The 26,194-nt window shown below is 33.0% G+C and carries 27 protein-coding genes; 9 read left to right on the plus strand and 18 right to left on the minus strand.

Annotation, left to right across the window (positions count from 1 at the left end):
* The first annotated feature begins 144 nt into the window (after positions 1 to 144).
* From HMPREF0693_RS12680 to HMPREF0693_RS12705, 6 genes are all read left to right on the plus strand, one after another.
* A complete protein-coding gene (locus tag HMPREF0693_RS12680) occupies positions 145 to 1,176 on the plus strand; it encodes an iron ABC transporter substrate-binding protein (RefSeq protein WP_004245817.1) in 1,032 nt (343 codons plus the stop codon).
* Positions 1,173 to 2,171 carry a FecCD family ABC transporter permease gene (locus HMPREF0693_RS12685; protein WP_036932454.1) on the plus strand — a complete coding sequence of 333 codons (999 nt, stop codon included), beginning with the start codon at positions 1,173 to 1,175 and terminating at the stop codon, positions 2,169 to 2,171. The genes HMPREF0693_RS12680 and HMPREF0693_RS12685 overlap by 4 nt, the downstream gene beginning before the upstream one ends.
* Positions 2,168 to 2,962, plus strand: coding sequence for an ABC transporter ATP-binding protein (locus HMPREF0693_RS12690; protein WP_004245819.1), 795 nt, complete (start codon positions 2,168 to 2,170; stop codon positions 2,960 to 2,962). Before HMPREF0693_RS12685 ends, HMPREF0693_RS12690 begins: the two co-directional genes overlap by 4 nt.
* A complete protein-coding gene (locus HMPREF0693_RS12695; RefSeq protein WP_004245820.1) occupies positions 2,949 to 3,773 on the plus strand; it encodes a class I SAM-dependent methyltransferase in 825 nt (274 codons plus the stop codon). The genes HMPREF0693_RS12690 and HMPREF0693_RS12695 overlap by 14 nt, the downstream gene beginning before the upstream one ends.
* Positions 3,770 to 4,618 (plus strand): ModD protein, encoded by an 849-nt coding sequence (gene modD / locus HMPREF0693_RS12700; RefSeq protein ID WP_004245821.1) that lies wholly within the window; start codon positions 3,770 to 3,772, stop codon positions 4,616 to 4,618. The genes HMPREF0693_RS12695 and modD overlap by 4 nt, the downstream gene beginning before the upstream one ends.
* A 130-nt stretch (positions 4,619 to 4,748) precedes the next feature.
* Positions 4,749 to 6,698 carry a TonB-dependent receptor plug domain-containing protein gene (locus HMPREF0693_RS12705; RefSeq protein ID WP_004245822.1) on the plus strand — a complete coding sequence of 650 codons (1,950 nt, stop codon included), beginning with the start codon at positions 4,749 to 4,751 and terminating at the stop codon, positions 6,696 to 6,698.
* 107 nt (positions 6,699 to 6,805) lie between these two features.
* Here the strand turns inward: HMPREF0693_RS12705 and HMPREF0693_RS12710 are convergent, their stop codons facing one another.
* From HMPREF0693_RS12710 to HMPREF0693_RS12790, 18 genes are all read right to left on the minus strand, one after another.
* Entirely contained in the window at positions 6,806 to 7,852 is a 1,047-nt protein-coding gene (locus HMPREF0693_RS12710) for an IpaD/SipD/SspD family type III secretion system needle tip protein (RefSeq protein WP_004245823.1), read from the minus strand.
* Between the two features lie 60 nt (positions 7,853 to 7,912).
* A complete protein-coding gene (locus HMPREF0693_RS12715) occupies positions 7,913 to 8,743 on the minus strand; it encodes a hypothetical protein (protein ID WP_004245825.1) in 831 nt (276 codons plus the stop codon).
* Positions 8,744 to 8,767: 24 nt separating this feature from the next.
* A complete protein-coding gene (sctE, locus tag HMPREF0693_RS12720; protein ID WP_004245826.1) occupies positions 8,768 to 10,453 on the minus strand; it encodes a type III secretion system translocon subunit SseC family protein in 1,686 nt (561 codons plus the stop codon).
* A 77-nt stretch (positions 10,454 to 10,530) separates the two neighbouring features.
* Positions 10,531 to 10,926, minus strand: a complete 396-nt coding sequence (locus HMPREF0693_RS19565) for a hypothetical protein (protein WP_004245828.1) — start codon at positions 10,924 to 10,926, stop codon at positions 10,531 to 10,533.
* Positions 10,927 to 10,930: 4 nt separating this feature from the next.
* Positions 10,931 to 11,449: a type III secretion system translocator chaperone SicA gene (sicA, locus tag HMPREF0693_RS12725; RefSeq protein WP_004245829.1), complete on the minus strand. Its 519-nt coding sequence runs from the start codon at positions 11,447 to 11,449 to the stop codon at positions 10,931 to 10,933.
* Positions 11,450 to 11,570: 121 nt separating this feature from the next.
* Entirely contained in the window at positions 11,571 to 12,632 is a 1,062-nt protein-coding gene (locus HMPREF0693_RS12730; protein ID WP_004245830.1) for an EscU/YscU/HrcU family type III secretion system export apparatus switch protein, read from the minus strand.
* On the minus strand, positions 12,625 to 13,398 hold the full coding sequence (gene sctT, locus HMPREF0693_RS12735) for a type III secretion system export apparatus subunit SctT (protein ID WP_004245831.1): 774 nt from the start codon (positions 13,396 to 13,398) through the stop codon (positions 12,625 to 12,627). The genes HMPREF0693_RS12730 and sctT overlap by 8 nt, the downstream gene beginning before the upstream one ends.
* A 5-nt stretch (positions 13,399 to 13,403) precedes the next feature.
* Positions 13,404 to 13,652 (minus strand): type III secretion system export apparatus subunit SctS, encoded by a 249-nt coding sequence (gene sctS / locus HMPREF0693_RS12740; RefSeq protein ID WP_004249210.1) that lies wholly within the window; start codon positions 13,650 to 13,652, stop codon positions 13,404 to 13,406.
* 5 nt (positions 13,653 to 13,657) lie between these two features.
* Positions 13,658 to 14,317 (minus strand): EscR/YscR/HrcR family type III secretion system export apparatus protein, encoded by a 660-nt coding sequence (locus HMPREF0693_RS12745; RefSeq protein ID WP_004245833.1) that lies wholly within the window; start codon positions 14,315 to 14,317, stop codon positions 13,658 to 13,660.
* A gap of 3 nt (positions 14,318 to 14,320) precedes the next feature.
* Positions 14,321 to 15,250 (minus strand): FliM/FliN family flagellar motor switch protein, encoded by a 930-nt coding sequence (locus HMPREF0693_RS12750; RefSeq protein WP_004245834.1) that lies wholly within the window; start codon positions 15,248 to 15,250, stop codon positions 14,321 to 14,323.
* Complete coding sequence (locus HMPREF0693_RS12755; RefSeq protein ID WP_004245835.1) at positions 15,247 to 16,425, minus strand: hypothetical protein; 1,179 nt, start codon at positions 16,423 to 16,425, stop codon at positions 15,247 to 15,249. The genes HMPREF0693_RS12750 and HMPREF0693_RS12755 overlap by 4 nt, the downstream gene beginning before the upstream one ends.
* A complete protein-coding gene (locus HMPREF0693_RS12760) occupies positions 16,406 to 16,867 on the minus strand; it encodes a hypothetical protein (protein ID WP_004245836.1) in 462 nt (153 codons plus the stop codon). Before HMPREF0693_RS12760 ends, HMPREF0693_RS12755 begins: the two co-directional genes overlap by 20 nt.
* The gene (sctN, locus tag HMPREF0693_RS12765; protein WP_004245837.1) at positions 16,851 to 18,149 is read right to left on the minus strand and encodes a type III secretion system ATPase SctN; all 1,299 of its coding nucleotides are present in this window, start codon (positions 18,147 to 18,149) and stop codon (positions 16,851 to 16,853) included. The genes HMPREF0693_RS12760 and sctN overlap by 17 nt, the downstream gene beginning before the upstream one ends.
* Positions 18,150 to 18,152: 3 nt before the next feature.
* Positions 18,153 to 18,566 (minus strand): InvB/SpaK family type III secretion system chaperone, encoded by a 414-nt coding sequence (locus tag HMPREF0693_RS12770; protein ID WP_004245838.1) that lies wholly within the window; start codon positions 18,564 to 18,566, stop codon positions 18,153 to 18,155.
* A gap of 8 nt (positions 18,567 to 18,574) precedes the next feature.
* Positions 18,575 to 20,674, minus strand: coding sequence for an EscV/YscV/HrcV family type III secretion system export apparatus protein (locus HMPREF0693_RS12775; protein WP_004245839.1), 2,100 nt, complete (start codon positions 20,672 to 20,674; stop codon positions 18,575 to 18,577).
* A gap of 26 nt (positions 20,675 to 20,700) precedes the next feature.
* Positions 20,701 to 21,777, minus strand: coding sequence for a type III secretion system gatekeeper subunit SctW (gene sctW, locus HMPREF0693_RS12780; RefSeq protein WP_004245840.1), 1,077 nt, complete (start codon positions 21,775 to 21,777; stop codon positions 20,701 to 20,703).
* Positions 21,778 to 21,781: 4 nt separating this feature from the next.
* On the minus strand, positions 21,782 to 23,497 hold the full coding sequence (gene sctC / locus HMPREF0693_RS12785; RefSeq protein ID WP_004245841.1) for a type III secretion system outer membrane ring subunit SctC: 1,716 nt from the start codon (positions 23,495 to 23,497) through the stop codon (positions 21,782 to 21,784).
* A complete protein-coding gene (locus HMPREF0693_RS12790) occupies positions 23,481 to 24,236 on the minus strand; it encodes a helix-turn-helix domain-containing protein (RefSeq protein ID WP_004245842.1) in 756 nt (251 codons plus the stop codon). Before HMPREF0693_RS12790 ends, sctC begins: the two co-directional genes overlap by 17 nt.
* A 289-nt stretch (positions 24,237 to 24,525) precedes the next feature.
* Here HMPREF0693_RS12790 and HMPREF0693_RS12795 point away from each other — a divergent pair, with 289 nt between their 5' ends.
* The 3 genes from HMPREF0693_RS12795 (at position 24,526) to sctI (ending at position 26,194) form a co-directional block, all read left to right on the plus strand.
* The gene (locus HMPREF0693_RS12795) at positions 24,526 to 25,218 is read left to right on the plus strand and encodes a hypothetical protein (protein WP_004245843.1); all 693 of its coding nucleotides are present in this window, start codon (positions 24,526 to 24,528) and stop codon (positions 25,216 to 25,218) included.
* Between the two features lie 419 nt (positions 25,219 to 25,637).
* Positions 25,638 to 25,892 (plus strand): type III secretion system needle filament subunit SctF, encoded by a 255-nt coding sequence (gene sctF / locus HMPREF0693_RS12800; protein ID WP_004245844.1) that lies wholly within the window; start codon positions 25,638 to 25,640, stop codon positions 25,890 to 25,892.
* Positions 25,893 to 25,915: 23 nt separating this feature from the next.
* A complete protein-coding gene (gene sctI / locus HMPREF0693_RS12805) occupies positions 25,916 to 26,194 on the plus strand; it encodes a type III secretion system inner rod subunit SctI (protein WP_004245846.1) in 279 nt (92 codons plus the stop codon).

Here is a 26,194-nt window from a genome sequence, read left to right on the forward strand (position 1 = left end):
TCGAATAAAGTTTATCGGATGTCTTCTTAGATTTAATTTTGAATGCCTCTCCCTTGACTTAAGCCAAAGGAAATATAGTATGCATCGTTATATAATTTATGAAATAACGATTATTAATATAAAACAACACTACAGTGTGAACCTATGGCTATCCACAGACGACAATTTCTGAGTTATTTAACGACGCTTGCAGCATTATCAGCACTGCCACGTTGTGCAAGAGCGGCAATCACTTCACGTATCGCTGCTCAATTTGGTGTGCTTCCTACACCAGAAAATATTCATCGCGTTATTAGCGCAGGCCCACCAACCGACCAACTGTTGTTGGCTTTAGTACCAGAAAAATTATTAGGTTTCTCCTCGCTTAATCTAGGAAAAAGTAGCTTATTTGCCGACAAGTTGCGTAAATTGCCCCATTTAGGCCGTCTGTCTGGCCGTGGTAGTACACTCTCCTTAGAAACATTAATGGCGCTAGAGCCAGATATCATTATTGATAGTGGTAATGTTGATGAAACCTATCGTTCATTAGCTAAACGTGTTAGTGCGCAAACAGATGTACCTTATGTGTTAATTGACGGCAGCTTAAAAGACAGCCCAACTCAGTTACGCCAAACGGGGGCTTTATTAGGTGTGGCAGAAAAAGCAGAAACATTAGCACTTATTGCAGAGCAGTATCTTAGTGATGCGACCTTGTTTGCTTCTACTCTAAAAATAAGACCTCGGTTTTACCTTGCACGTGGTGCGAAAGGCCTACAAACTGGCTCAACAGGATCTATTCATACTGAAGCTATTGAACTATTAGGGTTCGAAAATGTCGCTGATATTGCAGGTTTTACTGGCCTTACTGATGTTTCCCCTGAACAACTCCTTATGTGGAACCCTGAAGTTATCATCACACAAGATGAAAATGCCTATCAGCAAATCAGGCAAGACTCTATATGGAAAAATATCCAAGCTGTTAAAAATAATAAAGTGTTATTATTTAAAGGCTTACCATTTGGCTGGTTAGATGGCCCTCCTGGTATCAACCGTTTAATGGGAATGCGTCGCTTACAGAGCCATTTTGACCATCGAATAGCAGAACAAGCCACGCAAGATCTGCAAAATTACTTTGCTTGTTTTTACCATACATCGTTAAGTGCTGAGCAATGCCAGCTGTTGATGAGGTCTTCATGAGCCAATCAGCACGTATCACTCTGTTGTTGCTGTTATTCTCAGTGGCTGTAGTTATTGCTATCACTAGTGGTAAGTATTCACTTACAGTCAATGAACTGTGGACAGTCGTCAGTAGCAAATTAACCGGGCATATTGAAGAGAGTCGAACAGCAACCGTGTTCTGGCAAATACGCTTGCCTCGAGTGCTTGCTGCCATTTTAATTGGAGGTGGGCTTGCTATTGCGGGGGCGGCTTATCAAGGTATGTTCCGTAACCCACTAGTATCACCTGATATTCTCGGAGTGTCATCAGGGGCTGGTGTCGGTGCTATATTGGGTATTTTTCTTGGTCACTCCATGTTGTCAATTCAGCTTTTTGCTTTTGTCGGAGGGCTTATCACTGTTGCTTTAGTCTATTTTATTGCCAAATTGGCGAAACAACAGGATCCGGTCCTTTCTCTTGTTTTAGTTGGTATTGCGATTAGCGCCTTATGTGGCTCAGCTATTTCATTAATGAAAATTTTAGCTGATCCTTATACTCAGCTACCTTCCATCACTTTTTGGCTGTTAGGGGGGCTATCAACTATCACGGCGCCTGATTTACTCTCTGTTGCACCTTTAATGCTACTCGGGTTTATTCCACTGATTTTATTACGCTGGCGAATGAATATTCTCAGCCTTTCTGATGAAGAAGCGCGCTCCTTAGGCCTTAATGTAGAAATTACCAGACTTATCTTTATTTTATCGGCCACATTAATCACCGCGAGTGCAGTTTCTATTGCAGGCATTATTGGCTGGTTAGGTTTAATTGTTCCGCATATCGCAAGATTGTTAGTTGGTGCTAACTTCGGATATCAACTGCCTATTTCCTTACTTGTGGGCGCAACAATGTTATTAATAACGGATACACTAGCACGAACTATTGCGAATATTGAGTTGCCTTTAGGCATTTTAACCTCAGCTATTGGTGCGCCTTTCTTTCTGATGTTATTACTCAAAACAAGGCGGGATAGATGATCATCACTGCAGCTAAACAACTCACAATTGGCTATAAAACAACACCCTTGATCCAAAACCTCTCTTTTTATATTAAACAAGGGCAAATTGTCTGTTTATTAGGCGCAAATGGCTGTGGTAAAACCACGTTGATGCGTACCTTACTTGGTTTGTTACCCAGTCTTGCAGGCCATATTATCATTGAAGGCAAAGAAATAAGTAAGTGGTCACCAACTGATTTAGCCAAAGTGATTGCCTATGTTCCTCAAGCAACCCACCTCCCTTTTTCTTTTAAAGTGATTGATATGGTGATTATGGGGCGTGGAGCACATATCTCTTTTTTCTCGATGCCTAGCTCACAAGATAAAGCAATGGCAATGGAAACCTTAGAAATGCTCTCTCTTTCGCATCTTGCTCACCGCACTTTTGATACATTAAGTGGTGGTGAAAAACAGTTGGTATTGATTGCACGGGCTTTGGTGCAACAACCTAAATTACTGATTATGGATGAACCTGCTGCCAGCCTTGATTTTGGTAACCAAATCAAGCTAATTAACCAAATTAAGACACTAAAAGCCTTGGGTATAAGTGTGTTTATGTCTACACATCATCCACAACATGCCGCTTTACTGGCAGATGAGGTGATTTTACTCACCCCTCATCGCCACGTTTTACAAGATAAACCTGAGCTTTTGCTCACCCCCGAACATTTAGCTCAGCTTTATAATGTGAAACCCACTGATATTCAGGCGCACTTTTACGCCTACCCTGATAATAACAATCCATATAGGCAAGAATATGAACACCATTGAAACCACAGATTTTGCTGAGCTTTATAAAAACCATATGCAACAGGCACAAAGAACCAAAAAAGAGCCTGAACATTGGGATAAACGCGCTGAAAAAATGGCAGAAAACTGTGCGGATCCCAACGATCCCTATTTGATCAAGTTTCGTGAAATGATGGATTTTTCCGATGCTGAAACACTATTGGATGTCGGCTGTGGACCTGGCTCTATTAGTATTCATGTTGCTGACAAGTTTAAAAAAATAATCGGGATAGATTATAGTACCGGCATGCTAACCGTTGCCAAACGTAGAGCCGCACAAGCGGGTATTCATCATGCTGATTTTCTTCATTATTCATGGGAAGATAATTGGGATGCGCTTCCACCTTGTGATATTGCGGTCGCTTCACGCTCCACATTGGTGATGGATTTAAAAGCTGCGCTGTTAAAACTAAATCGCCAAGCTAAATTACGGGTTTATACCACTCACACCGTATCACCCACTTTTGTTGATCAACGTATTCTTCGCTTATTAGGTCGCAATGTTCCCACATTGCCGACCTATATTTACGCAGTCAATATCCTTAACCAAATGGGGATCCACCCTAAAGTAGATTATATCCGTAGCCGTAATTGCCAAAATAATTTTAATAGCCTTGAGCAGTTTATTGACAGTATTAACTTCTCTGTAGGGCCTTTAAACGAAAATGAAATTGCACACTTAACCACTTATTATCATGAAAGTATGAAAAATGATGTGGCCCTTATCTCGCCAACGCGTGATTGGGCGATGGTTTCTTGGGATGTCGTTCCTGAAAGCGAGCTAACCTTATGATTTATTATCCCGATGCTTTTCTTGATAATTTATTGCTGGAAGATATTCAATATGGCGATTTGACTTGTCGCGCACTCAATATTAACCATCAATTAGGCACAATAACTTTTACATGTCGTGAAGCCGGCTGCGTCAGTGGAATCACCCTAGGCTGCCGTTTATTAGCAAAATTAGGACTGACTGTCACCGCACATCTACAAGAAGGTGATTTTGCCAAGCAAGGTGATTGTTTAATTAGTGCAGAAGGTCGAGCAGATGCACTACACCAAGGCTGGAAAGTGGTGCAAAACGTGCTGGAATGGAGTTGTGGTGTGAGTGACTATATGGCAAAAATGCTCGAAATCTATCATCGCTACCAACCTAAAGGGCAAATTGCGTGTACACGTAAAAATATCCCTAATACCAAATTACTGGCCACTCAAGCGGTACTTGCGGGTGGTGGTATTATTCATCGCCAAGGCTGTTCTGAAACTATTTTACTCTTTGCTAACCATCGTCATTTTTTATCCGAGCCAAATAATTGGTTACAACAGGTTACACAGTTACGCCAAGCAGCACCTGAAAAATGCATTGTTGTGGAAGCAGATAACTTACAACAAGCAAGAGAAGCGTTAAAAGCGCAGCCAGATATCTTACAACTGGATAAATTTTCTATTGAAGATATTACCTTACTACAACAAGAGGCTCCGCAGATTGCCCCACGCTGTCATCTTTCTGTCGCTGGGGGAATTAATCTAAATACTATTGAAAAATATGCCCAAACAGGGATCGGCTTAATGGTGACATCAGCACCTTATTACGCACCACCTAGTGATATCAAAGTTCGCCTTTACCCTAAAAATTAAATCAAAACACAGATAAAAATATTAGTTTATTGACTGATAAAGATGAGTGCCTACATTAGGTAAGCACTCACTTTGTAACTTTAACTTGCGCCTATCGTTATATAAATAATTATATATTGAGATTAAAATAATGAAACTAACACCTCTATGCTGTTTATTCCTTGTTCTACTGCCTTGCAGCCTAATAGCCCAGACAACTTACCAGCAATCAATCCCTGATGTATTAACCGTTTGGAGCAGTCCCATTGCGGCAAATCCCGATGTATTAACACAACAACAAATGCTCGAACAAAATAAAGTCAATGCGGCACAAGCACTTGCAACATTACCTGGTATTGTGATGCAAAAATCAGGTAATCGTAACGAATATACCCTTAAAGTACGTGGTTTTGATAGTCGCCAAGTTCCGGTGTTCTTTGACGGTATTCCAACCTATGTGCCTTATGATGGCAATCTCGACTTAGCGCGTTTTACCACTAACGATCTCGCCAGTATCGAAGTTAACAAAGGTTATACCTCATTACTGCAAGGCCCTAATCTGATGGGAGGTGCAATTAATATCACCACCGCAACGCCTCGCAAACCATTAGAAGGTCATATTGCTTATTCGCAAGGTTTTGCTCGTGGTGCTGATTATGCTCATAACATGAGTGCTCGTTTAGGAGCACGTACTGAATATGGTTTTATCCAAATTAGTGGCAGTCAACTCCAGCAACGTTTTACCCCCATACCTAATGCAGATGAAAATAATAACGCAGTGGGGACACATGGACGTCGTAGTCATTCAGCAACAGATGATAAACGAGGAATGATCAAAGTGGGTTGGACACCACGCGCTTCTGACGAATATACCCTCACCTATGTAAAACAAGATGGTAATAAAAATAGTCCACCGAATAGTGATCCTAATGCCAAAGGTCGATATAAATATTGGGCATGGCCAGATTATAATAAAGAGAGTTACTACTATAGTGGTGTGACACAACTTACGGATAGCATAAATCTACAAAGTCGTGCTTATCATGATAAGTTTGAAAATACCCTTTATATGTATCCTAAAAAAGGTAATAGGGTCGATTATAGCCATTATGATGATCACAGCACAGGCGCTGCATTACAATTCGGTATCGATATGGAGGAAAGTGATCTGCTCTCTTTTGCGGTACATTGGAAAGATGACGTTCACCGTGCCCAAAAAGAAAAAAACGGTGATTGGGTACGTTTTAAAGATAGAACTTGGTCATTAGCCACAGAATATCAATGGGTAGTGAGTAACGATCTTGATGTCGTTGGCGCCATAAGTTACGACTGGCGCAAAAGTATCGATACAGATAAAAATGCTGATAACAACAAACAAAATGCCATTAACTGGGAAATCATGGCTAAATATTCATTAGCCAATGACGATAATATACGTTTTACAATCTCTGATCGCAGTCGCTTCCCTACCCAAAAAGAGCGCTATACCACCGAAAAACCCAAAGATGGATCAAGAGGGATTATTAACCCCAATTTAGATCCAGAACGCGCATTATCCTTTGATATGACCTACGAAGGTTATCTCAATGAGAAATGGGGCTACCAAACTAGCCTATATTACAATCGTGTAAGTGATGCCATTATGGCGCATACGCTTTATCGTCACGGTGAAGCGCTATTTCAAAACCAAAACAGTGGACGTGTTGATTATCTAGGCTTGGATATTGGTACTAAAGGGAAAATGACCGATTGGCTAGAACTTGGCCTAAATTATAGCTATATCCATAGTGATCCAAAGCAAGTTGACCATATTGAAGGTTTACCAAAACATAAAGCCTATATGTGGTTAACCTTTATTCCTGTTGAACAAGTGCGCTTTACTATTATGGAAGAAGCACAAAGTTGGACTTATAACCGTATAGATGAGAATAATAAACTGGCTGGCTATACAAAAACCGATCTACGGTTAGATTATGATGTTGGATATGGTATTTCAGTTAATGCTTCCATTAATAATCTTTTTGATAAATCTTATCAATATACACAAGGTTATATAGAAGATGGCCGTAATTATTGGTTAGGCGCTGAATATAAATTCTAATCAGCTCACTCAATTATAAGTAAAAGCGCTATTAAAAAATAATAGCGCTTATTTTTCAATATTCATAAATCCATATTATATGCAAAAAATAATCTATTAATAAAATATCAGAAACGTAAAAATCCTTTTGCCATTTCTAATAAAGTGTTCATTGTACTACTGACAATCTTAACAAAATTATCATAATTACTATTTGCTGTACTGTATTTTTTGGAAAGTTCATCTAAATTAGTGTTAATTTTCTTATCTAATGCGTCGATGGTTTTTCTGAATAACTCAAATTCTGTTTGATTAATATCATCCGTGTTAGATACCTTCTTAGATAGATCATTTAGCAATTTTTCTAGGTCAGTACAATCAATTCTACCTCGACAATCAATGTCAACATCAGGCTCCCCCCCACGCCTTTGTATTGATACGCTTATTCCATTTATACCTTTTAATAGTTTTTCTAACGCATCTGCCGCATTATTTACCTGTTGTAGATCGCTATAATGAACTTCTTGGCCATCAATGGTGCGTAAATATGTCCCATCCTTTTGATGTTGAAAAAACAAACGAGATTTAAAAACAAAAGGATCGTCGACAGTACCTGTTGGATTTTTATATTTATCTCTAATGTTAGATAAGTCATTAAAAAAAGATTTAAAATCAAAATTCACCGTACCTTCTTTACTTCCTGCTTTCTGATATTTATTTAAATTAGATATGGTTTGCCTTAGTTCATTGACAAAATTCATGTAGTTAGAAAAGATATCCTTTAATACATCTAGATAATCCGCTTTGCCTGAAACAATAGATTGTTTAACATTATTAAAAAGATCACTTAACGAATCAGTCTCATAACTATTATCTTTTTTTCTAAGATCATTTAGATCATTAGAAAATTGATTTAAAAAATCATTTTTATCATTAATGGTTTTATTATAATCATCATCTAAATAATAATATTTATCTGTATCAGGTAACTTCTCTATAAATTTATTCTTTCTATTATTATCATAATTCATATCTTGATATTCCCGATTAGGTTCCCAAGATAAAAAATCCTCATCTTCTAGCAGGTTTTCGAAATAATTATCAGTATTTACTCTAGTATTTAAATGAGGTAAATCGTTAATCCCCTCAGTATAAACTGAAATATCATTAGACATAATCTTAACCTTTTATATTAAATAAAAGTTTATAAAAAAAATATGATTTTATCTTTTAAATTAAGCCCTTACATTTGAAGAAATCGTAGAAGCTGCATCCTGCTGAGCATGAATTATCGCTTCTATTGCTTGTAATAATGCTCTTATAACTTCAGTCACTTCTCGCTGTATCTCATTGTTATTATTAATCACATTATTATTAATACTTCCTCTCGCATCCAATACTTTTTGTTCACCTTCAATTGTGCTACTTTCAGATTGTATAGTTTGGTCTGCAACCCTTGCTAATGGATCTGCCAAAGATGAAATAGTATTTCCCATCACTATGGTTGGATTGGAATGCCCAATAAGCTCTTTCCCCATCCCTTTAATAGAAAAAGTGGCTCCCATACCATGTATAGCCATAGAAATTCCAGCACTAGTAATTGCAGAACCAATCATAATATTGGCTTTTTTATTAAGATTATCTTTTACTTTATCGGCTATATCCAATTCAATGTTCATTAGCATCACACCCATTTCTCTGGATGCTTCAAATTTTTTTATCATTGTTTCTAAATATTTAACAATGAGATCTATTAATTTCATCATATCGTCTGAAACAAAGTTAAAAATCCCCGTTCTTTCTATTTTAACATGATCGTAAATATCATTATCATTATCTACTTCTAATGAATCTAATATCTGTTTAAGATCTGGTTTAGTTATATGCTCTGGTTCAGATAAAACAGGCTTTAGATTAACTCTGTCTATTCCTGTTAATTTACTTAAGCTAGGTGCCACCTCTTTATATAACTTATTTCTATCAATAATACCCTCACCTTCATCAGCATTATTGATTGTAGTTTGATAGTGATTAGATACATTATCACTATTAATCTTCATACTCATATTTATACCTCACTAATTTTTTATTTAAATAGATATATTTCTTATCATGTCTGATTTTAATTTATTACTTACTGAAGATTTATCGCTGAGGTTTTTTAAAATATCTGTTATAGAATCAATATTCTCATGATAAGTTTCCATTATCTTATCCATTAATTTTTGAATAATATCTAAAACCGCAGTTAATTTTTTACTACCGGCAATAGACTGGATTATTTTTGACGCGATAACAGAACCATAAATATTAACAGTATTTGTTGCTGCTGAATTGGTTAACTTAGAAGCAACCACCGTTCTATTCAACATAATACTTGCTTTTTTAGAAATCTCTTTAGCTAACTGCTTATCAATTTTTTCCAGTGCTTCTTCAAGCGCTTTAATAATGATATCTTTGATCATTTTCCCCAATACCGCTTCAAGTCCATCATTGAGCACTTTTTTTAGTATTTGTCTAATTTGCTGATTCGATATTTTATTAACCGCATCTGAAATACCTTTCATGGCAGGTCCAATAACAAAACTCAATGCCGTAGCGGCAACAAATAAAACGACTGTGACAAGTATTTTAGTTGCCATTTTCAATTTGTCTTGTATTGAATTTTTCATCTCTTCGATGATTTTTTTATCTAGCCCTAATTCTTTGAGTCCATCCAAAGAACTATTAACTAAACTCACTAGAAAATCACTAACCTTATCGATAGCTTCCATAACCGCATCTGATATGGGTTGCATAATCTCATCCATAAAAGATTTATTATGAATAGATTGATACACTTCATCAGCAATAGTTAACCCAGCATCAGCAACAAATAAGGTTGTTGCGACTCCTATTAATACCATTGAAGAGCCAGCGGTAAAAATAGAAGAAACACCTGCAACAAGCGTTAATAATCCGCCTAATATTTTTAAACCAATACCAGCCCAAAACTGAATTTCTTCTTGTTTTTTGATTAATGATTTTTGCTCTTCAACTTTATCTTTAAGTGATTTTTCAGTCACCTCTTGCATTTCATTAAAAAGTTTCTGTTCACTTTCCGAACGATGTAACATGACCTTTAACGTCAACTCACGTGTCTTAGATAACAGAAATGTCAGTAATGACATACCGGATAAAGAGTTAGATGCAATTTCAAGCTCCAAGGAACTTTGTGAAATAGTCAGTTCTTTAAATAGACCTCTTATTTCTGCTAATTGTTTTTTTATTGATTCACTTTCTTTTTTGTTGATCAATGCCTTTAATTCATCAGTATGTGAAGTAATTTTATTGATTTTATCTTCACTTAAAGAAATATTTGGTAGGTAATTAAAAGAATCATCAAAAAAACCATCCAATTTTTTAGATAAATTATCTAGTTCATCTAATGAAAGCTTAGAAAAATCACTAGGAAAGTTTAAGAAAGGGAAAACATCTTCAAGGGCTTTTTCCATATCCACTTTAGAGTGAATATTTCCTAATAATAACTGTTGAATTAATGAATCAGGAATATTGCAATTATTTAAAAAACTTTTAACTTCAGACTCTTTTTTGAAATTCTTTTCTTTTATTTGGTTATAAACTTCCATCCAGTAATCAACAAAAGCACCTTTGGTTTTATCAAGCTCATTGAAGCCAGATTTAAAAAGTTCTTTTAAATCATCTATGCCATTAGATAGCTTTTGTAATTTATCTCTGTAATAATCAAATTTCTCTGGATCTTTAATTTTATTCAAAATATCTTCATGTATAACATGCTGGTAAGATAATTGTAAAAATAAAAAATCATAATCTTTGTTGGATTTTTTATTTTCTAAATGATCGGGACTGGAAGTAGGTAATGATGAATTTTGTTGTGCAGATACGTCAAGATGATCATCTTTTTTTTATTATTCTTCGGTTCTTCTTCTGCTAAGGAAGGCTTAGTATTGTCTTCATCATTTTCTAGTGAAAATGTCGTCATTTTATATTGTAGATCATCTTGAATATTAATTCTTTTCGCATTCCTCTCCTGTTCATGAGGTACTCTAAGAAGTGGTATATCAAACTTACTTTGATTCTCCTTCTGTTGTTGAGTAGTCACATAATTACTTATATTATTAATTGCATTTGCTTGCTTAGTAGTATTTTTAATAACATTTTTTACTTCTTCAGAAACAAAAGGCGAAGCTAATCTACTATGTTCATTACTTTGATTAATCTTATTCATACTATTATTCCTTTTCTTCCTTTTCTTCCTCTTTATTAAGGACAACAAGAGGAATATCTTTTAATAGCTCTAAATAGCTATTAGCCTTCTCTTTTATCGTTTGATCATTAATATTTTGAGCCACCTGATGAAAACAATATTTAGCTTTTTCTTTTTCACCAATTGATAAATTACATTGTCCAGCATAAAAAACAGGTCGATAATCATTTTTAGCATTTAGATAAGCTAAAGCATAAAGATCGATAGCTGCTTGATATTGCTTTTTTAATTGATTAACTGCAGCAAGTCCCATAATGTAATCAACATTATAAAAATCATAGAGACATAAAAACTTAAAAATCGCCTCAGCTTCATCTAACTTCCCTTTCTGATAAAAATCATACGCAAATGAATAAATCCCTTCCATAAATCCATCTGGAATTTCACTTTCATCTTTGATAGATGCGCCATTTTGTACAATAGAAACAATGTAGTTTGCGAGCTGATCTAATTCTTTTTCTGACATTTTTTCATATGCTGACATTATGATAATCCTTTCATCTATGATGAATAATTAATAATAATATTCTAACTTAATTATTAATTACCCACTTTAATAAAACACACGTCTATATTCATAATTATAAATATTTCGACTAAATTTATTAATTATTGATATAGTCCATTTCTTCTCGAGATAACCCTTCAATTTCTACTCTTTTTAGCCAAATAAGAACATCCATAACATCTAATAAATCTTGATCTATTATCACTTCAAATAAATGATATTTATGATGTAGCTTCCTTGCTAATTCAGGATAACGAATAACGGGTGTACCAACTTTTTTGGCATAGGCCTTTACTGCTAATGCTTTAGCATTAGTACAACTCAATGAAACTATTGGCATTATGCCATTATCAGGATCGAAGTAGATACCTACCGCGACATGTGTGGGATTGACAATAACAGCTGATGAGTCGCGGATCACACGTTTCATTGGCTCATCGAGTAATTCTTGATGAAGTTGTCTACGTACCGATTTTATTTCTGGATTTCCTTCCATATTTTTATGTTCTTGCTTAACTTCATGTTTTTCCATCATCATATCTTTTATGAATAAAAAGAAATCAGCAATAATATTTAAAATAAGAATAGGTATCGATAAAATAAAAAATATAAATATAAAACTAACAACTAATGAGCACCATTTATCAATCACCCCCTCTAAATCAGCGCGATATAGTATAACGACTTCCCCCATATGTAAAATCATGAAAACATAACAAGTTATTAAAAATATAATAATAAATAATATTGTTTTTAAAAAATCTTTTATTGTTCTTATGCTAAATATTTTTTTAAATCCAGAAATGGGGTTAATATGATTAAAATCAATTTTAATTGCTTCAGTGGCAAGTTTAAAATGGGAGCTAAATAGAGAAGGGATTGCGCCAGATAAAAAAGTCACAATAATGATCGGTAGTACAATATCAAAGAATAATTTTGATATAACTTCAACATAACTCTTTAAAGAAATACCTGTTGGATGCAGTAAAAGTGATTGATAAAATTGATTAAATTCATCCAACTTCACTTGATTAAATAAATATATAACACCAATGAAATAGACTAAACCAGAAACCAGTTCCTTACTTTTAAACGATTGTCCTTTTTTTGCTGAATCATCAAGCTTTTTCTGTGTTGGCTTTTCTGTTTTCTCAGCCATGATAAATACTCATAAAAATAGAATAAAAATATCTACTGTTAAAAAAATGATATAATTCATTCGTCATTGCTGAGGTAAAAAAGAGCAGTAATACTAAAAAAGCGATAATACCTTTGATACAAAGAGAGAGAGAAAATGCATTTAATTGAGGACAAAATAATGAATAAACCCCTAATGCAACTTCACTTAAGAACATGGTAATTAATACAGGAGAAACCAAAATAATCGCCACTTTAACCATATCATTTAGCCAATGACCGATAAAATCGTAACCGATATTTTTATTAATATACCCAATAGGAAAAACATCGTAACTCTCTTTTATGGTACTCATTAAAACAACGAGCCCACCTGTAGCTAAAAAATAGGCCATACAAAACAATCCGGTTAATGACGCAAATTCTGACGATTCAATACCTGTAGTAGGATTAATTGTATCTCCTATGCTTGCTCCTCTTTGATTATCAACGAATTCTCCAAACGCAGAAGCTATCCAAAATGGCGTGGCAAGTAGCAAGCCGATAACTAGACCTATAATTAACTCACTAATTAGAACAATAGCCCAAGTCTCTCTTAAAACCCCTGTTATCGTGATGCTAGGTTTTATTCCTAATGCTATATAAAAAATAATAATATATTTTAATAATTGACTATTGAGAACTCGACTATTGAGGAATGGAATAAACATAAAAATAGGAAATAATCTAGCAATGAGCAAAAAAATATCGATTAAATAAGATTGTATATATTGCAACAGTACTAGCATGATAGTTACCCTGCTAACCCAATCGTCAACATCTCTTTAGCATAAATTAGTAACTTATCTCCCATCCATCCCATCATCATAAGTAAACAAACAAAAACCCCCACAAGCTTGACACCAAAAGGTAAAGTTTGCTCTTGTATCTGTGTGATCGTTTGCAATAGCCCAATAAGCAATCCAATAAAGGTCGCGATAGCAATAGGCGCAGCTGAAAGCAATATAATCAAATAAATAGCTTTATTAGCCGCATAAACCATATCCACTAGTTCACCGCCATCAAATCAAGATATTGATTAATGAGTCCTTTAGATAACAGTCCCCAACCATCCATGGCGATAAATAAAATAAGTTTTAAAGGTACAGATAATGTAATAGGGCTCATCATCATCATACCTAATGCTAATAAAATGCATGAGACAACTAAGTCAATAACAATAAAAGGCAAATAAAGATAGAAACCTATAATAAAAGCAGATTTTATCTCACTAAGTGCATATGCCGGTAATAATGATAAGAGTGAATTTTCTATGTTTTCTTTATCACCATCACTATTTGGTCTATTCTCTTGCGCTTGTTCAAAAAAAGCTAATAAATCAGGATCTGAGTAATGATATAGGTATTTTTTATAATCGCCTAACGCCTCATTTGAAAATGACTCGATCGCATCTGGAGATGACATATCCACTTTATTTTCAATAACATAGTAACAAATATTTTTAGTAATTGGTGTCATAACAAAAAGCGCCATCATTAAAGCGATAGCATTAAGTACCATATTAGAAGGAACTTGCTGCACACCTAATGCATTACGAGTCATAACTAAAACGATAGAAAACTTTAAATAACAAGTTCCTGCAGCAATAATAAAAGGAGCCAATGTGGCAAGAGCTAGGATCAAGATTAATTGTGTTGAGCTTTCCATATGTTATTCGCATTTTATAGATAATTTATTAATTTCTACCGCTAACATATCTTTAATTTTGATTAATTCTCCTTGGGCAATAGCTTTACCATTTGCTAAAATATTAATATGACGAATGGCATTATCAGGTAAAATAAATTTCTTCCCTGGTGCTAATTCTTCAAGTTGATCAATTGATAATGTTTTATTGGCTAAAAGAAAAGATATTGTAATCGGAATAGCGCCAATTGAATTTAAATCAAGTGATTGAGCTAAATCAATGCTATCTTCTATTATGGCATCGTTTTGCTCATCCTCTTCATTTTCTTCACTATTTTCAACGATAGCATCTAATGTCACACAATTACCCTCATCCCATGAAAAATAAAAATATTTTTTATCACCAACATTAAAAGAAAAATGGATATCATCTATTAATAAAACATCCCCTGGTAATATTGTTTTTAATAATGAAAGTGATATTTTACTGTAACCAAAAATAAAACTTGTTATAAAACCTATTTTATTTTTTGGAAATACTGTCAATTCATATTTCCATTTAATATCGCAAATAAAAACATGACCTAATGTGGTATCTACACAAGGATAGCAAGATCCTTTTTCAGCACCTAAACAGATATTTTCAACACATGATGACATTGGCTCTTTAGAAAAAGGAAATAATAATGTTGATAAAGATTGTGAAAAAAGAGCAATTAAATAGTTTTCAGGTACTAATTCCCAATCAATTTTTTTTTCAGGATATAAGTTATCCATGACTTGACTAACTGAAATTAACGCCGTTAAGGTTCCTAATTTATTCTCACATCTCAATACAAAATATAGCTGTTTTTCTGTTATTTTTTTTGTACCAAAGATAGAAGATAATATTACCATGTCATTAATTTTATTTGTTTCTTTATGGTTATTATCTACCTCTACGTTAATACTCATTCATTTTCATCCTCTCTTTCATAAATAGCATTAATAGAGTTGATATACCACGATTTATTTTTATGGCTATTAGTTAGATCTATGGATAATCCCCCATTATATTGCTTCAAATTCTCTAATGCTGTTTGATAAACGCGTCCTGAGGAGGCAATTAACTGAACTTGTTTATCAATAAAATGAATTTTAGCCTGATGATAACGACTCTTCCATTTTGTAAATGTATAAGTAATGCTTGGTGGTAGAGTCAACATAGATATTTTTTTATCTATTACTTGCCAAGCAGGTAGCTGTGAAACCATTTTGGCTACTTTTGGTAATGCAATTACCGTTTTTATTGGTGTAACTTGCGAAGAAAAAGGAACAACTTTATTAGTTTCAGTGATATTTTCTTGATAAATTTCCGGTTCTTCTTTTGTATCAACTTTTGATACGTTATTTAGCGGCATTGCCATACTAGACTCAATATTTTTGTATGCACTGTTATTCTCTTTCTGATGAATTTGAGCCTGTTTTTCCTGCTTAGTTGCACTGCTAACTAAATCAACATTATCATTATTAACGGGTTCTTTTTTAATTATTTTTTCTAAAAACTTAATATACTGTTGTTGATTTATTTTTTTATCTACGAAAATAGGAAATACTGAACTCTTTTTTGTCGATAAGAATTCATTAACCATCGTTTTAACATTGTTTTTTCTTATTATGTCTTTAATGACAGTTTTTTCTTCTATTCCTACATGGGGTTGTAGTTTGTATTTATCTATCTTAGATGTTTTTTTATTTATTCTCTGATCAGTGAGCTGTGCTTTTTTTTCTTCTCTTCCTATATATAAAGAGTTAAATCCTTTTTTTATATTTATATCTAAAGATATTTTTTTAGTTTTAGAACCACCAGATGATAATAAATACCGATGACTTAATAGCAAACCTTCATAATTTTCTGGCATTTTATCTTCCTGAAGATCTTGCTCATCGTTATGACTGGCAATATTGTCTTTTAAACTCGCTATTTTTTTAAGTATATCTAATTTCTCTGCTAATTTTTTTATACTTTCAGGTGTAAGCTGACATTTATTCAAATACCTATTTACGCTATAAGACTCAGTTGGAATATCACTTTCCGTTTTTTCACTAGATAGCGTCATCTTATTTGAGTTAGATATTCCCTGAACCATATAATGCTATCTCCTGTATTTCATTCTGCTCTAACCTTTCAATATATAGCTCTTTCTCTAATGCTTTTCTTTCAAAATAAAGTGTCATTTTATTTTGTTTTTTGACGGCCTTTTGTCGTTGTTTTTTTAGCGCCTCACTCTGTTTTTCTAAATCATTCAGTTTATCCTTTATTTCTTCAACTTGAGCGACATAAAAATTTATTGAATGTAAAACAATAGCTTGCTTCCTTCTTTGTTGATGAAACGAATGAATTGAATAAATACCGGCTTTTTCATAAGCGGGTACTTCACTCTTTAAAGCACTAATTAATTGCTCTTGCTCTTTTTTCTTCTGTTCAGCTTCTGTAATAAGTTTTTTATATTTTAATTGTTCTTTTTCTATTTTTTTTTGCCGTTGGGCAATGGCACTAATCAATGCTTGATGCTTAAGCGGTAATCTCATACATTTGTTCTAATGTTTGTTGAAAATCGGCTTTTTCTTTAAAGGATTGAGTAAGAAAGCTTTCTATCTTGGCTTGTTTTCTTACCGCGATATCATTTAATTCGTTATCTCCTTCATGATATTCTCCTAACTCTTGCAATAACTTAACATCTTGTAATCGCATCAATATTTGTCTTATTTTTAAAGCAGATTTTTGTTGTTTACTATCAGTGACTTGTTGAAAAACCCGACTCACACTACCTAATACATCAATAGCAGGATAGTGCCCTGATGCTGCTATTTTTCGAGATAAATAAATATGTCCATCTAAAATAGAACGAATTTCTTCACCGATCGCATCTGGCTCATCATCACTCTCTAATAAAACAGTATAAAATGCCGTAATGGAGCCTGTTTTTGTTACCCCTGGACGCTCTAAAATAGCGGGAAGTTTATCAAATACAGATGCTGGATATCCTTTACGTACGGGCAACTCACCCGCTGTTAATGCGATATCCCTTAACGCTCGACAATAACGAGTCATAGAATCAATAAATAAAACGACATTTTTTCCTTGTTGACGAAAATATTCGGCAACCGTTGTTGCCACTAAAGCCGCATTACACCTTTCTACCGCTGATTGTTCTGAAGTTGAGCAAATTAAAACCGTATTTTCACATCGCTTATGTTGCTTTAATTCTTCAATAAACTCTGTAACTTCTCTTCCTCGTTCACCAATCAAGCCAATAACAAAAACATCTGCCTGTGCAAAACGGATAATCATATTCATTAACATCGTTTTACCCGTTCCTGCACTAGCAAAAATCCCCATTCGTTGCCCCAATCCACAACTTAATAATCCATCAATAGCACGTATACCTGACTTAAATAGTGTTGTAATAGGCAGCCTATCACTAAACAAAGGTGGCCGACCTTCGATAGGACATAAGGTACTAAAGGTCTTCTCTGCTATTTCTGTATTAAATCGTAATAAGCAATTCCCTTTACTATCAATCATGCTGCCTAATATATGTGGGCCTAGGGCAACTGAAAATGTTTTTCCTGTTGGCTCAACTATAATTTGTAAAGAGTAACCTTGAGCGCTTCCCATCATACTTAATATTGCTATGTTATTATGAAACCCAATAACAATAGCTTCACCGAGAATATTTTCACTGAAAATATTCTCTTTTAGTTGGCAGACCTCCCCAATAAAAACATCACGTAACATCACTTCTAAAATATTTCCTTGTATTCGTAAAGGATGCGCTGCGTTATGAAACATTAGAAATCTGGCGTTCATTATTTAGCCAATAAACCGTTGATGTATACTATTCATAATTTGAAAATAGTCATCAATGGCTCTTGCCATGCTTTCTCCATTTTGCAATGCAATTGGCATAAATGATGCTCTTAATTCTAAAGAGTCCTCAATTCTCACCAAGGCCGGTTGTCCAGGGTAAAAACTTTCTGTTTGATTATTGATGCTATCTAATAATAATTCGGCACTAATTTGTGTAAGTAATTTTTCATCATAATCACAAAGCACCGACCAAATCATAGGAACCTCGTCAACAACCAATAAATTAATATCTGGCATATCACCTAAACTAATGGTAATGGTTGAATGGTTATCGATTGATTTCCCCCCTGAAAATAAATCATTCCGACCAATAACATTCATTGCATCCATAAGTAAGCTAGCAAGATCAAAAGACATAATCACTCCTAAATAGATTGTAATACATTAATTTCAATATCAGATGTTATCTCATCATAAGATAATACCGGTATTTGAGGATATTGAGTTTCTATTAGTTTTTTTACAAAACGCCTTATATCTATTGATGTTAAAAATATATAATCCTGAATATATTTAATATCATCAATAACCATAGATATTTTTTCTATTATCATATCTAATTCAGCAGGTTCTAAATTCAATAATGTGCCAGAAGAACTTTGTCTTATTCCACTACGAATTATCTCTTCCATATCGTTAGATAAGATAATTGCATTAAACTTCCCATCGGTTGAAAAAAAATAACTAATATAACGAGCAAGAAGCGTTCTAATGTGTTCAGTAAGTAGCACGGGATCTTTTTCTTTGCTCCCCCATTGAACTAAGCCCCCTATAATAGTCTTTATGTTTCTAATAGGAATTTTTTCTTGTACTAATCGTTGCAAAACATCATTTATCCTCTGAATAGAAACTTGCCTATAACACTCTTTTAAAAGCTCAGGGGCACTCTTTTCTAATTTATCAAGGATATCTTTTGTTTCTTGAATACCAAGAAACTCTGTAATATTTAATGTGATCAGATCAGAGAATTTTCTATAAAAGTAACTTTCTGAACGTTCCGCTTTGTAACCTAATGGCGCTAATTTAGATTCATCATCACGCTCAATCCAATAATGGGTTTTATTATCATCTTCAATACTTATTAAGTTAAAGCCTAAAGAGAGCAATTCATCATTAGGATTTTCTATATGAAAAAGAGGAAAAGGACAATTAAGTTCTTTTGCTTTAACTTCGTTAATTAAAATAATAATTTTATCGTCATCTATTTTATCTGAATAGTGAATCACAATATCTGGTAATAATATACCATATTGTAAAATAAATTCTTTTTGTAGCCATTTTTCAAAAACTATTTTTGTTAAATATGGTTTTTTCTTAGTAGAAAGAGTGATGATTAATGGCAAAGTTTCAGCTTGTGATAAGGTAATATTTTCTGTTAATAAACTATTATCTACTTCTTCCCCATGTTTACCAGAAAATAAATTTGACATAAGTCCTTTTTTACTGTCGACATTAGTAGCATTAAGATTATCTTTTTCATCTTCTTTTTTATATTCTTTTTTACTATTCTTCCATTTTATTTTAAAAAAGTAGACGCCAAGCATTGCAGATAAAATAAGAAAAACAGGTGTGGGAAATCCTGGTAAAAAACCGATACCAAAAGCCAAAATAGCTGTAACAAGCAAAGCAAAATCTTGTGCCAATAGCTCATTCATAATGCTATAGCCCAAATTATTATTTTCACCACCGACACGTGTTACAATAAATCCGGCACTAATAGAGATAAGTAAAGCAGGAATTTGTGCAACTAATCCATCCCCTATCGTTAAAAGTGTATATGTATGTAATGCCTCTGTAATAGATAACCCCATTTGAGCCATACCTACCGATATGCCACCAATTAAGTTCACGAAGATAATGACAATGCCGGCTATCGCATCCCCTTTTATAAATTTCATGGCACCATCGAATGAACCATATAATTGACTCTCTTGTCCTAACTCTTTCCTTCTGATCTGAACTTCTTCATTCGTAATGATCCCTGATTTTAAATCAGCATCAATACTCATTTGTTTTCCAGGCATACCATCCAAAGAGAAACGAGCCGCGACCTCCGCTACTCGTTCAGATCCTTTAGTAATCACGAGAAATTGCACTATGGTCACAATGGAAAAGACAACAAAACCTACAACAAGATTTTCACCAATGACAAACTCACCAAATGAGGTAATGATCTCTCCTGCATCTGCATCTAATAATATAAGACGGCTAGTGCTTATTGATAAAGCAAGCCGGAAAAGAGTTGTTATAAGCAATAATGCAGGAAATGTCATAAAGTTCAGTATACGTTTAATATAAAATGAACTCATAAAGATAAGAATTGCAATAGTAATATTTAAACCTATAAGAAAGTCGACCAAATAAGTTGGCAAAGGTATAATTAACATCATTATAACCAGTATCATCACTGATAGTACGATAAGTTCTGGTTTGTTTTTTATTGCTAATAGAAACTTATAAATCATAAACTTTGCCAATAATTAATTGTTTTTTATTTTCTTAATTGATATTGCTCTTGCTTAATATAATTATCTATAATTTTTTGTATCATTATTTGGCATTCATTTCTAAAATCATCAGATAAGTATAATAATTCAGGATATTTATTGAACATTGTCTTTAACTGTTGTAGCAACCTCATTTTTATTTTAATAAAATAACCTTTCCATTGATTATCCATAAGTGATATTAAATATTTTTCCATTTGTTCTGGAGATATCATTCCATTAATAGTTAGTTGATAAAAATCATCTTCTTTTATAAAACTCTTTAAATCTTCTTTAACTAAATTTTCTATATTCATTTCTATAAAGCTATATAATAATCGTAATTTATTTACCTTTTCCAAAAGATAACCAAACTCTGAACTTTGGGAGCAACTTGGCATTAACGATTTCATATCACAAATCAAGCTCTGTGTTAGAAAATTCAAAATAATTGAACATTTTTTTATATCATATTTTTCTATCCACATTTTGAAAAAATAAATAGGTTCAATATCCAGAATAATGTAACTACGGTAAAGGTCTCTTAATACTGATGCATCTAAACAAAGTAATTTAGCAAAGGCTTTAGCTTGGAGAGCAATATTAATGCCTGCCTTAATTTGCTTACCCTCCTCACCTGCAAGTAACCTATTGATCTCATTTTCAATACCTGCATCTAATTGTGCACCTAATTTTTTTTTCCTAAGTAATTCTCGTAAAACCATAACGAGATCACTAGGATCAGGGAACATTTTACGTAAATATTGCAATAATTCCTGTAAACTTCTCCCCGATTTTCTAAATTGAAGCATCACCTTATCAAGTTTCTCATCAGCACCATCTTCTGCAATATATAAAGCTTCTTGCCCTTTATTGGCTTTTTTGTCTAATAATTTTCCTAATCGCTGAGAAAAAAGAGTTGCCACCATAGACATATCATCAGATATTTCTATTAATTGATTTTGATAATTTTCACTTTCGTTTATTTGTGGTTGCTTATATTCTATGTCTTGCTGACTTTCTTTACTAATACTGTTGCTGGCACCATTTGTCGAAGTTGCAGTATTAATTGGTCCGATCATAATATCACCTCATAAATGCCTGAATTTGTTTTAGCGCTTGAGATGTTTTTTTATCCATCGGTAAAAATGGGTGTTCAGTTAAAGAGTCCAATCCGTGCGTATCAGTTTTATCTAATAAACGCGGTTGTAACATAAAAATACGCACCATTTTTTTATTATTATCTGACTGATAGCTAAATGCTCGGCCAACTAAAGGTATAGCACTTAAAAAAGGAATTCTGTTTTCTGCTTTTATGTTATCTTCTCGTGTATATCCACCAATTAATAAACTACCGCCTTCAGAAACTCGGGCCACGGTGCTGATATTTGTGCGATTAATAACAGGTAATTTTTCAATCCCTTCTTCTCTATCTTCATCATCACTTTTTTTCTCGGCGCCATCTTCAAGATTGATAATCATCTCAATCTCTTGGTTAGTATTACTAATACGAGGCAATACACTGATCATAGTGCCGAATGTTGTAGATTCTAATGAAGCAACTCGCTCACCTTTAATTTGTGTATAAAAGGTGGTGTTATTATCAAATATGGCGGGGGTATTTTCTTGAGTTAACAAAATAGGACGAGAAACCATTTTAGCTTCCCCTTCCTCACTGAGTGCTTTGATTTTACTTAAAAAACTAAAACCAGATACAGCACTTAAACTAGCGGTATTAAAGAAAAATGTATTTTTACCCGAGCCATAACTCCCCTGCCAATTCACCCCCAAACTATCGGCTTTACTTTTAGAAATATCAATTATCCATAATGACATTTCAACTTGTCTTTTCGGTTTATCTAATTGTGAAATAAGTGAGCTAACTAAAGCTAAACCTTCTCGACTCGTTTTAACCAACAGGCTATTTGATCCAGGTAAAGGAACGAGTTCAACATTATATTTGCCCATTTGAGTGATAATCGGTGAATGAGTATCTTGTATATCGTTGGTAATTTTATCATCCTGATATTTATCATTATCTTCGATAATCTCACGCGCTCTTCTGACTGTTTTTTCTTTCTCTCCCGATGGCATAAATAGCTGTTGCAAAACCGTTGTTATACCAGGTAAAACCACTTTTTCATCACGTAATATATAGGTTCTATCTTGTACAAAAGTGTTTTTTAATGGAAATATCTGCACAAACTCATCGCCATAACGAGAGCTTCCGGTTGGAACTTGATTATTGATATTTTCATTAATTTGTTCTTGTACATCATTATCCAAAAGCTCAGCAGCAGCCTTAACTAAGCTAATATAAATAGGAGGACCTGAGAGATAAAAAGTACGCTGATCGTGACCTGCACGTAATGGGTAGCGGAGATCATATAATCCAACATCTTGTAGATACTCTTTCAGTTTACTCAAGCTGATATTTTTCACTTGAAATAGCTGTTGCTGTATCTCATTATCGCGATAAATATAAATAGATTCTCCGTCATTAAAATAAAGTAATGACAAACGCTTTACCATTAATTCAAAGGCGTCTTCAGGTGAAGAAATATCAAATTTTCCACTGATCCGCTCTTTTTTTACTGCGCTGCTTAGAATAAAAGGTTTATTTAATTTATCTGATAGCACTAGGAAAAACTGTTCAATATGTGTATTTACCGCAACAAAAACATCAGGTTTTTTAACCTGATGTGTATAAATAACCTTTCCTTCTGCAGCTTGTGTTGGCAAAAAGAAGCTATAAAAAATGATAATTCCAATGATACAGTAAATTTTATTTTTTATGTTCATAAAGATATTGGCCAATTCGCCGAAATTCAGTTGGTGTAATACCAAATAATGTCTTAATTTCATTAGAAAAATGAGATGCTGAACTAAAACCATTATCGACTGCAATCTGAGTCAATGATTCATCTGTTGATAGCGTTGTCAAAATAGAAGATGCCGCACGCCATGAACGTAATTGACTTTTACCACAATTACCTAAATAACGTTTACACAGCCGTCTAAAATGTGTCCCTGATACACCATATCGTTCACCTATTTGTGCAATATTGCTTTTTTTCTCATCCAAATAACTAATCAGATGTAATATAAGCCAGTAACTTTCACTGTGTCTTATAGTCACAAAAAGAGGTTCTAATTGGCTTTCATCTTTCAGTGCCTCATTAATAATCAGATGTTCTAATGTTCCACTCCCCTCTTTTATATAAAAAATTTGTTGATTAATATCAAAATTAGTGCCAACTGCTGTCATTTTTGAAAAATCTCTAGCATAATCAATAAATGCCAATAATCTGGCACAAATAAAAAATGATCTCTTTTCAATACGCCATGACTGATTTTCTGATTGAAAAATAACATTTTCATTTTTTGAATTATAAATAAAAGCCTTTCCCTTTATAATTTTAGTCGTTTTATCATCGTATATTCTTATTGGATATTCATCATTTAAAGGAATGCACATGAATAATAAATTCCCTGATAAAATATTTTTATCGCCACTTATTTTTATATCATTTATTAACATGGTAAATACCTCAGCCTATACTTATAATCTATTAAAGGTTCAAAAAAACAAACTATTTTTCAAAATGTTATTATAGCCATCATTTATAGAACACTATAATAATATAGCCTAGAATTAACTTTAAAAATAAATAACAATTCTCATTGATTATTATTAAAAAAACAACAGTAATATATCAACATTTATTTTCAAATAAAACACCTATGTTTTTTTAAAGAATTTCATTGTTTATATAACTAAAATATATTTATAACATGAATTAATTAACATTTATTATTGGGTTAACTCTATGCTGTATTATATTTATGTTCTCAGTGGTCCTTTAAAAGGGATAATAACGCCTTTGCTACCTAATCAATACTCATTAATTCTACATAGTAAAGAACATATTGAAAATAAAATAGAAAATGAGAAATTAACACTTTACATTCCTTGCAACAAGAAAGAACATGAAAAGATAATTACGATTATGCTTGATGAGCATAATACAAAAAATAATAAATATAAAATAGAAGATGGTTTAATTTCTAAAGAAATTAGCAAAGAACTACCATTAGAACTAGATAAGCCTATATATATCAATAATTTTCCTATTTTCTTAATTAGTCATAAAGATGATTTGTCTATAACATCTTTTGATTTAAATTCAAAAAAATGGACATTTAATAGAAAAATCATTGTATCATTTATATTTGTTATTGCATTTTTTATAGTATCATTTACTTTTATGGATGTATCAAAACCATTAGAAAATAAACCAAAGGAATTGGCTTTTAAAAGTTCATATTCAAATGAATTCAAAGGAGAAAATGGTTATTTATGTATTTACACTGAACCTTACTCTTCTAAAAATTTAATAAAAGATAGTGATTCAAAAACAAAAATTTCATTTTTGAACAAAGAAAAAATTATCAAATTAGCAACTAATAATAAAATTCACGTTACTTTAAAAGACAACACTAAACCTATAGTGAGTAAATAAAAATGAAAAGCTAAAAATCATTCAAGCCATCAATGACAATTTTCCCAAAAATTGTCAGCCAATCATAAAAGAATTATCAATTGCTAAAATTGTTGAAGAGATAAACAAGCTAAATTTCACTAAAACAATAGGATATACTATTGAAGAAAAAAATAACGGCTTAATTTTTATCTTTGATGATAAGCTAAGCGTAAATGACAAAGAAAAATTTAATGCTTATATAAAAAAACAGGCAGCTTTTTTTGGAAGAAAATTTATTTTTTATCGTGAAAATAAAGTTAATATCAACTTGAAAAATAAAGCAATGCTACAAGAAGATAATGGATATATTTTTCTTGATAATCAGCATCGTTATTTTCCTCAAGGATAATCAAGCTATGATGAGTAACATAACAAATTTAAGCACAAAGGAGTAATTTATGGCTGCGAGTCTTGTTCAAACAGATGTAAGTTCAATTAACAAAGTTGACCAATATTTTCATAAACCTGTAAGAACCCAAAGTAATAATTTATCAAAAGCTTTAGAAGCATTAAAAGCTGATACATCTAATGCCGCGGCATTAGCCGAATATCAAGCCAAACTTGCCGAATATAATATTACACGTAATGCCCAATCTACATCAATCAAAGTCATTAAAGATCTAGCAATGAGTATTATTGGTAATATGCGTTAACATCAGTTTTACGGAGGTTATGTATGGCTATTGCACCTATTATTCCCGTTAATTTAACCAAAGAACTACAAGATACAAGTGATGATAGTTTATCGACTATCATGGTAAATGGCATTATTAGTAGTATGCAATATGAAAAAAAGATACAAGAAAAGTTAACAACATTAAGCCAATTAGGTGATGCCCAAAGTTATACGAATTTACAAATAGAACTTAGCGATTATTCAATTACGATGAGCTTAGCGAGTACGTTAGCAAGAAAATCTCTCAATATTGTGGAAACACTACTTAAGGCTCAATAG

Source organism: Proteus mirabilis ATCC 29906 (genome assembly GCF_000160755.1).
Classification (GTDB): Bacteria; Pseudomonadota; Gammaproteobacteria; order Enterobacterales; family Enterobacteriaceae; genus Proteus; species Proteus mirabilis.

Bases quoted from the DNA above. Each gene is read 5' to 3' on its own strand.
- sctS (WP_004249210.1), bottom strand. From the start codon at position 13,652: ATGGTTTATGCGGCTAATAAAGCTATTTATTTGATTATATTGCTTTCA.
- sctF (WP_004245844.1), top strand. From the start codon at position 25,638: ATGGCTGCGAGTCTTGTTCAAACAGATGTAAGTTCAATTAACAAAGTT.
- HMPREF0693_RS12705 (WP_004245822.1), top strand. From the start codon at position 4,749: ATGAAACTAACACCTCTATGCTGTTTATTCCTTGTTCTACTGCCTTGC.
- sctT (WP_004245831.1), bottom strand. From the start codon at position 13,398: ATGCTAGTACTGTTGCAATATATACAATCTTATTTAATCGATATTTTT.
- HMPREF0693_RS12790 (WP_004245842.1), bottom strand. From the start codon at position 24,236: ATGTTAATAAATGATATAAAAATAAGTGGCGATAAAAATATTTTATCA.
- HMPREF0693_RS12755 (WP_004245835.1), bottom strand. From the start codon at position 16,425: ATGGTTCAGGGAATATCTAACTCAAATAAGATGACGCTATCTAGTGAA.
- HMPREF0693_RS12690 (WP_004245819.1), top strand. From the start codon at position 2,168: ATGATCATCACTGCAGCTAAACAACTCACAATTGGCTATAAAACAACA.
- HMPREF0693_RS12750 (WP_004245834.1), bottom strand. From the start codon at position 15,250: ATGAGTATTAACGTAGAGGTAGATAATAACCATAAAGAAACAAATAAA.
- HMPREF0693_RS12685 (WP_036932454.1), top strand. From the start codon at position 1,173: ATGAGCCAATCAGCACGTATCACTCTGTTGTTGCTGTTATTCTCAGTG.
- HMPREF0693_RS12770 (WP_004245838.1), bottom strand. From the start codon at position 18,566: ATGTCTTTTGATCTTGCTAGCTTACTTATGGATGCAATGAATGTTATT.
- HMPREF0693_RS12795 (WP_004245843.1), top strand. From the start codon at position 24,526: ATGCTGTATTATATTTATGTTCTCAGTGGTCCTTTAAAAGGGATAATA.
- HMPREF0693_RS19565 (WP_004245828.1), bottom strand. From the start codon at position 10,926: ATGAATAAGATTAATCAAAGTAATGAACATAGTAGATTAGCTTCGCCT.
- HMPREF0693_RS12695 (WP_004245820.1), top strand. From the start codon at position 2,949: ATGAACACCATTGAAACCACAGATTTTGCTGAGCTTTATAAAAACCAT.
- HMPREF0693_RS12680 (WP_004245817.1), top strand. From the start codon at position 145: ATGGCTATCCACAGACGACAATTTCTGAGTTATTTAACGACGCTTGCA.
- HMPREF0693_RS12745 (WP_004245833.1), bottom strand. From the start codon at position 14,317: ATGGAAAGCTCAACACAATTAATCTTGATCCTAGCTCTTGCCACATTG.
- sctI (WP_004245846.1), top strand. From the start codon at position 25,916: ATGGCTATTGCACCTATTATTCCCGTTAATTTAACCAAAGAACTACAA.
- sctW (WP_004245840.1), bottom strand. From the start codon at position 21,777: ATGATCGGACCAATTAATACTGCAACTTCGACAAATGGTGCCAGCAAC.
- HMPREF0693_RS12715 (WP_004245825.1), bottom strand. From the start codon at position 8,743: ATGAGTATGAAGATTAATAGTGATAATGTATCTAATCACTATCAAACT.
- sctN (WP_004245837.1), bottom strand. From the start codon at position 18,149: ATGAACGCCAGATTTCTAATGTTTCATAACGCAGCGCATCCTTTACGA.
- modD (WP_004245821.1), top strand. From the start codon at position 3,770: ATGATTTATTATCCCGATGCTTTTCTTGATAATTTATTGCTGGAAGAT.
- sctC (WP_004245841.1), bottom strand. From the start codon at position 23,497: ATGAACATAAAAAATAAAATTTACTGTATCATTGGAATTATCATTTTT.
- sicA (WP_004245829.1), bottom strand. From the start codon at position 11,449: ATGTCAGCATATGAAAAAATGTCAGAAAAAGAATTAGATCAGCTCGCA.
- HMPREF0693_RS12760 (WP_004245836.1), bottom strand. From the start codon at position 16,867: ATGAGATTACCGCTTAAGCATCAAGCATTGATTAGTGCCATTGCCCAA.
- HMPREF0693_RS12730 (WP_004245830.1), bottom strand. From the start codon at position 12,632: ATGGCTGAGAAAACAGAAAAGCCAACACAGAAAAAGCTTGATGATTCA.
- HMPREF0693_RS12775 (WP_004245839.1), bottom strand. From the start codon at position 20,674: ATGATTTATAAGTTTCTATTAGCAATAAAAAACAAACCAGAACTTATC.
- HMPREF0693_RS12710 (WP_004245823.1), bottom strand. From the start codon at position 7,852: ATGTCTAATGATATTTCAGTTTATACTGAGGGGATTAACGATTTACCT.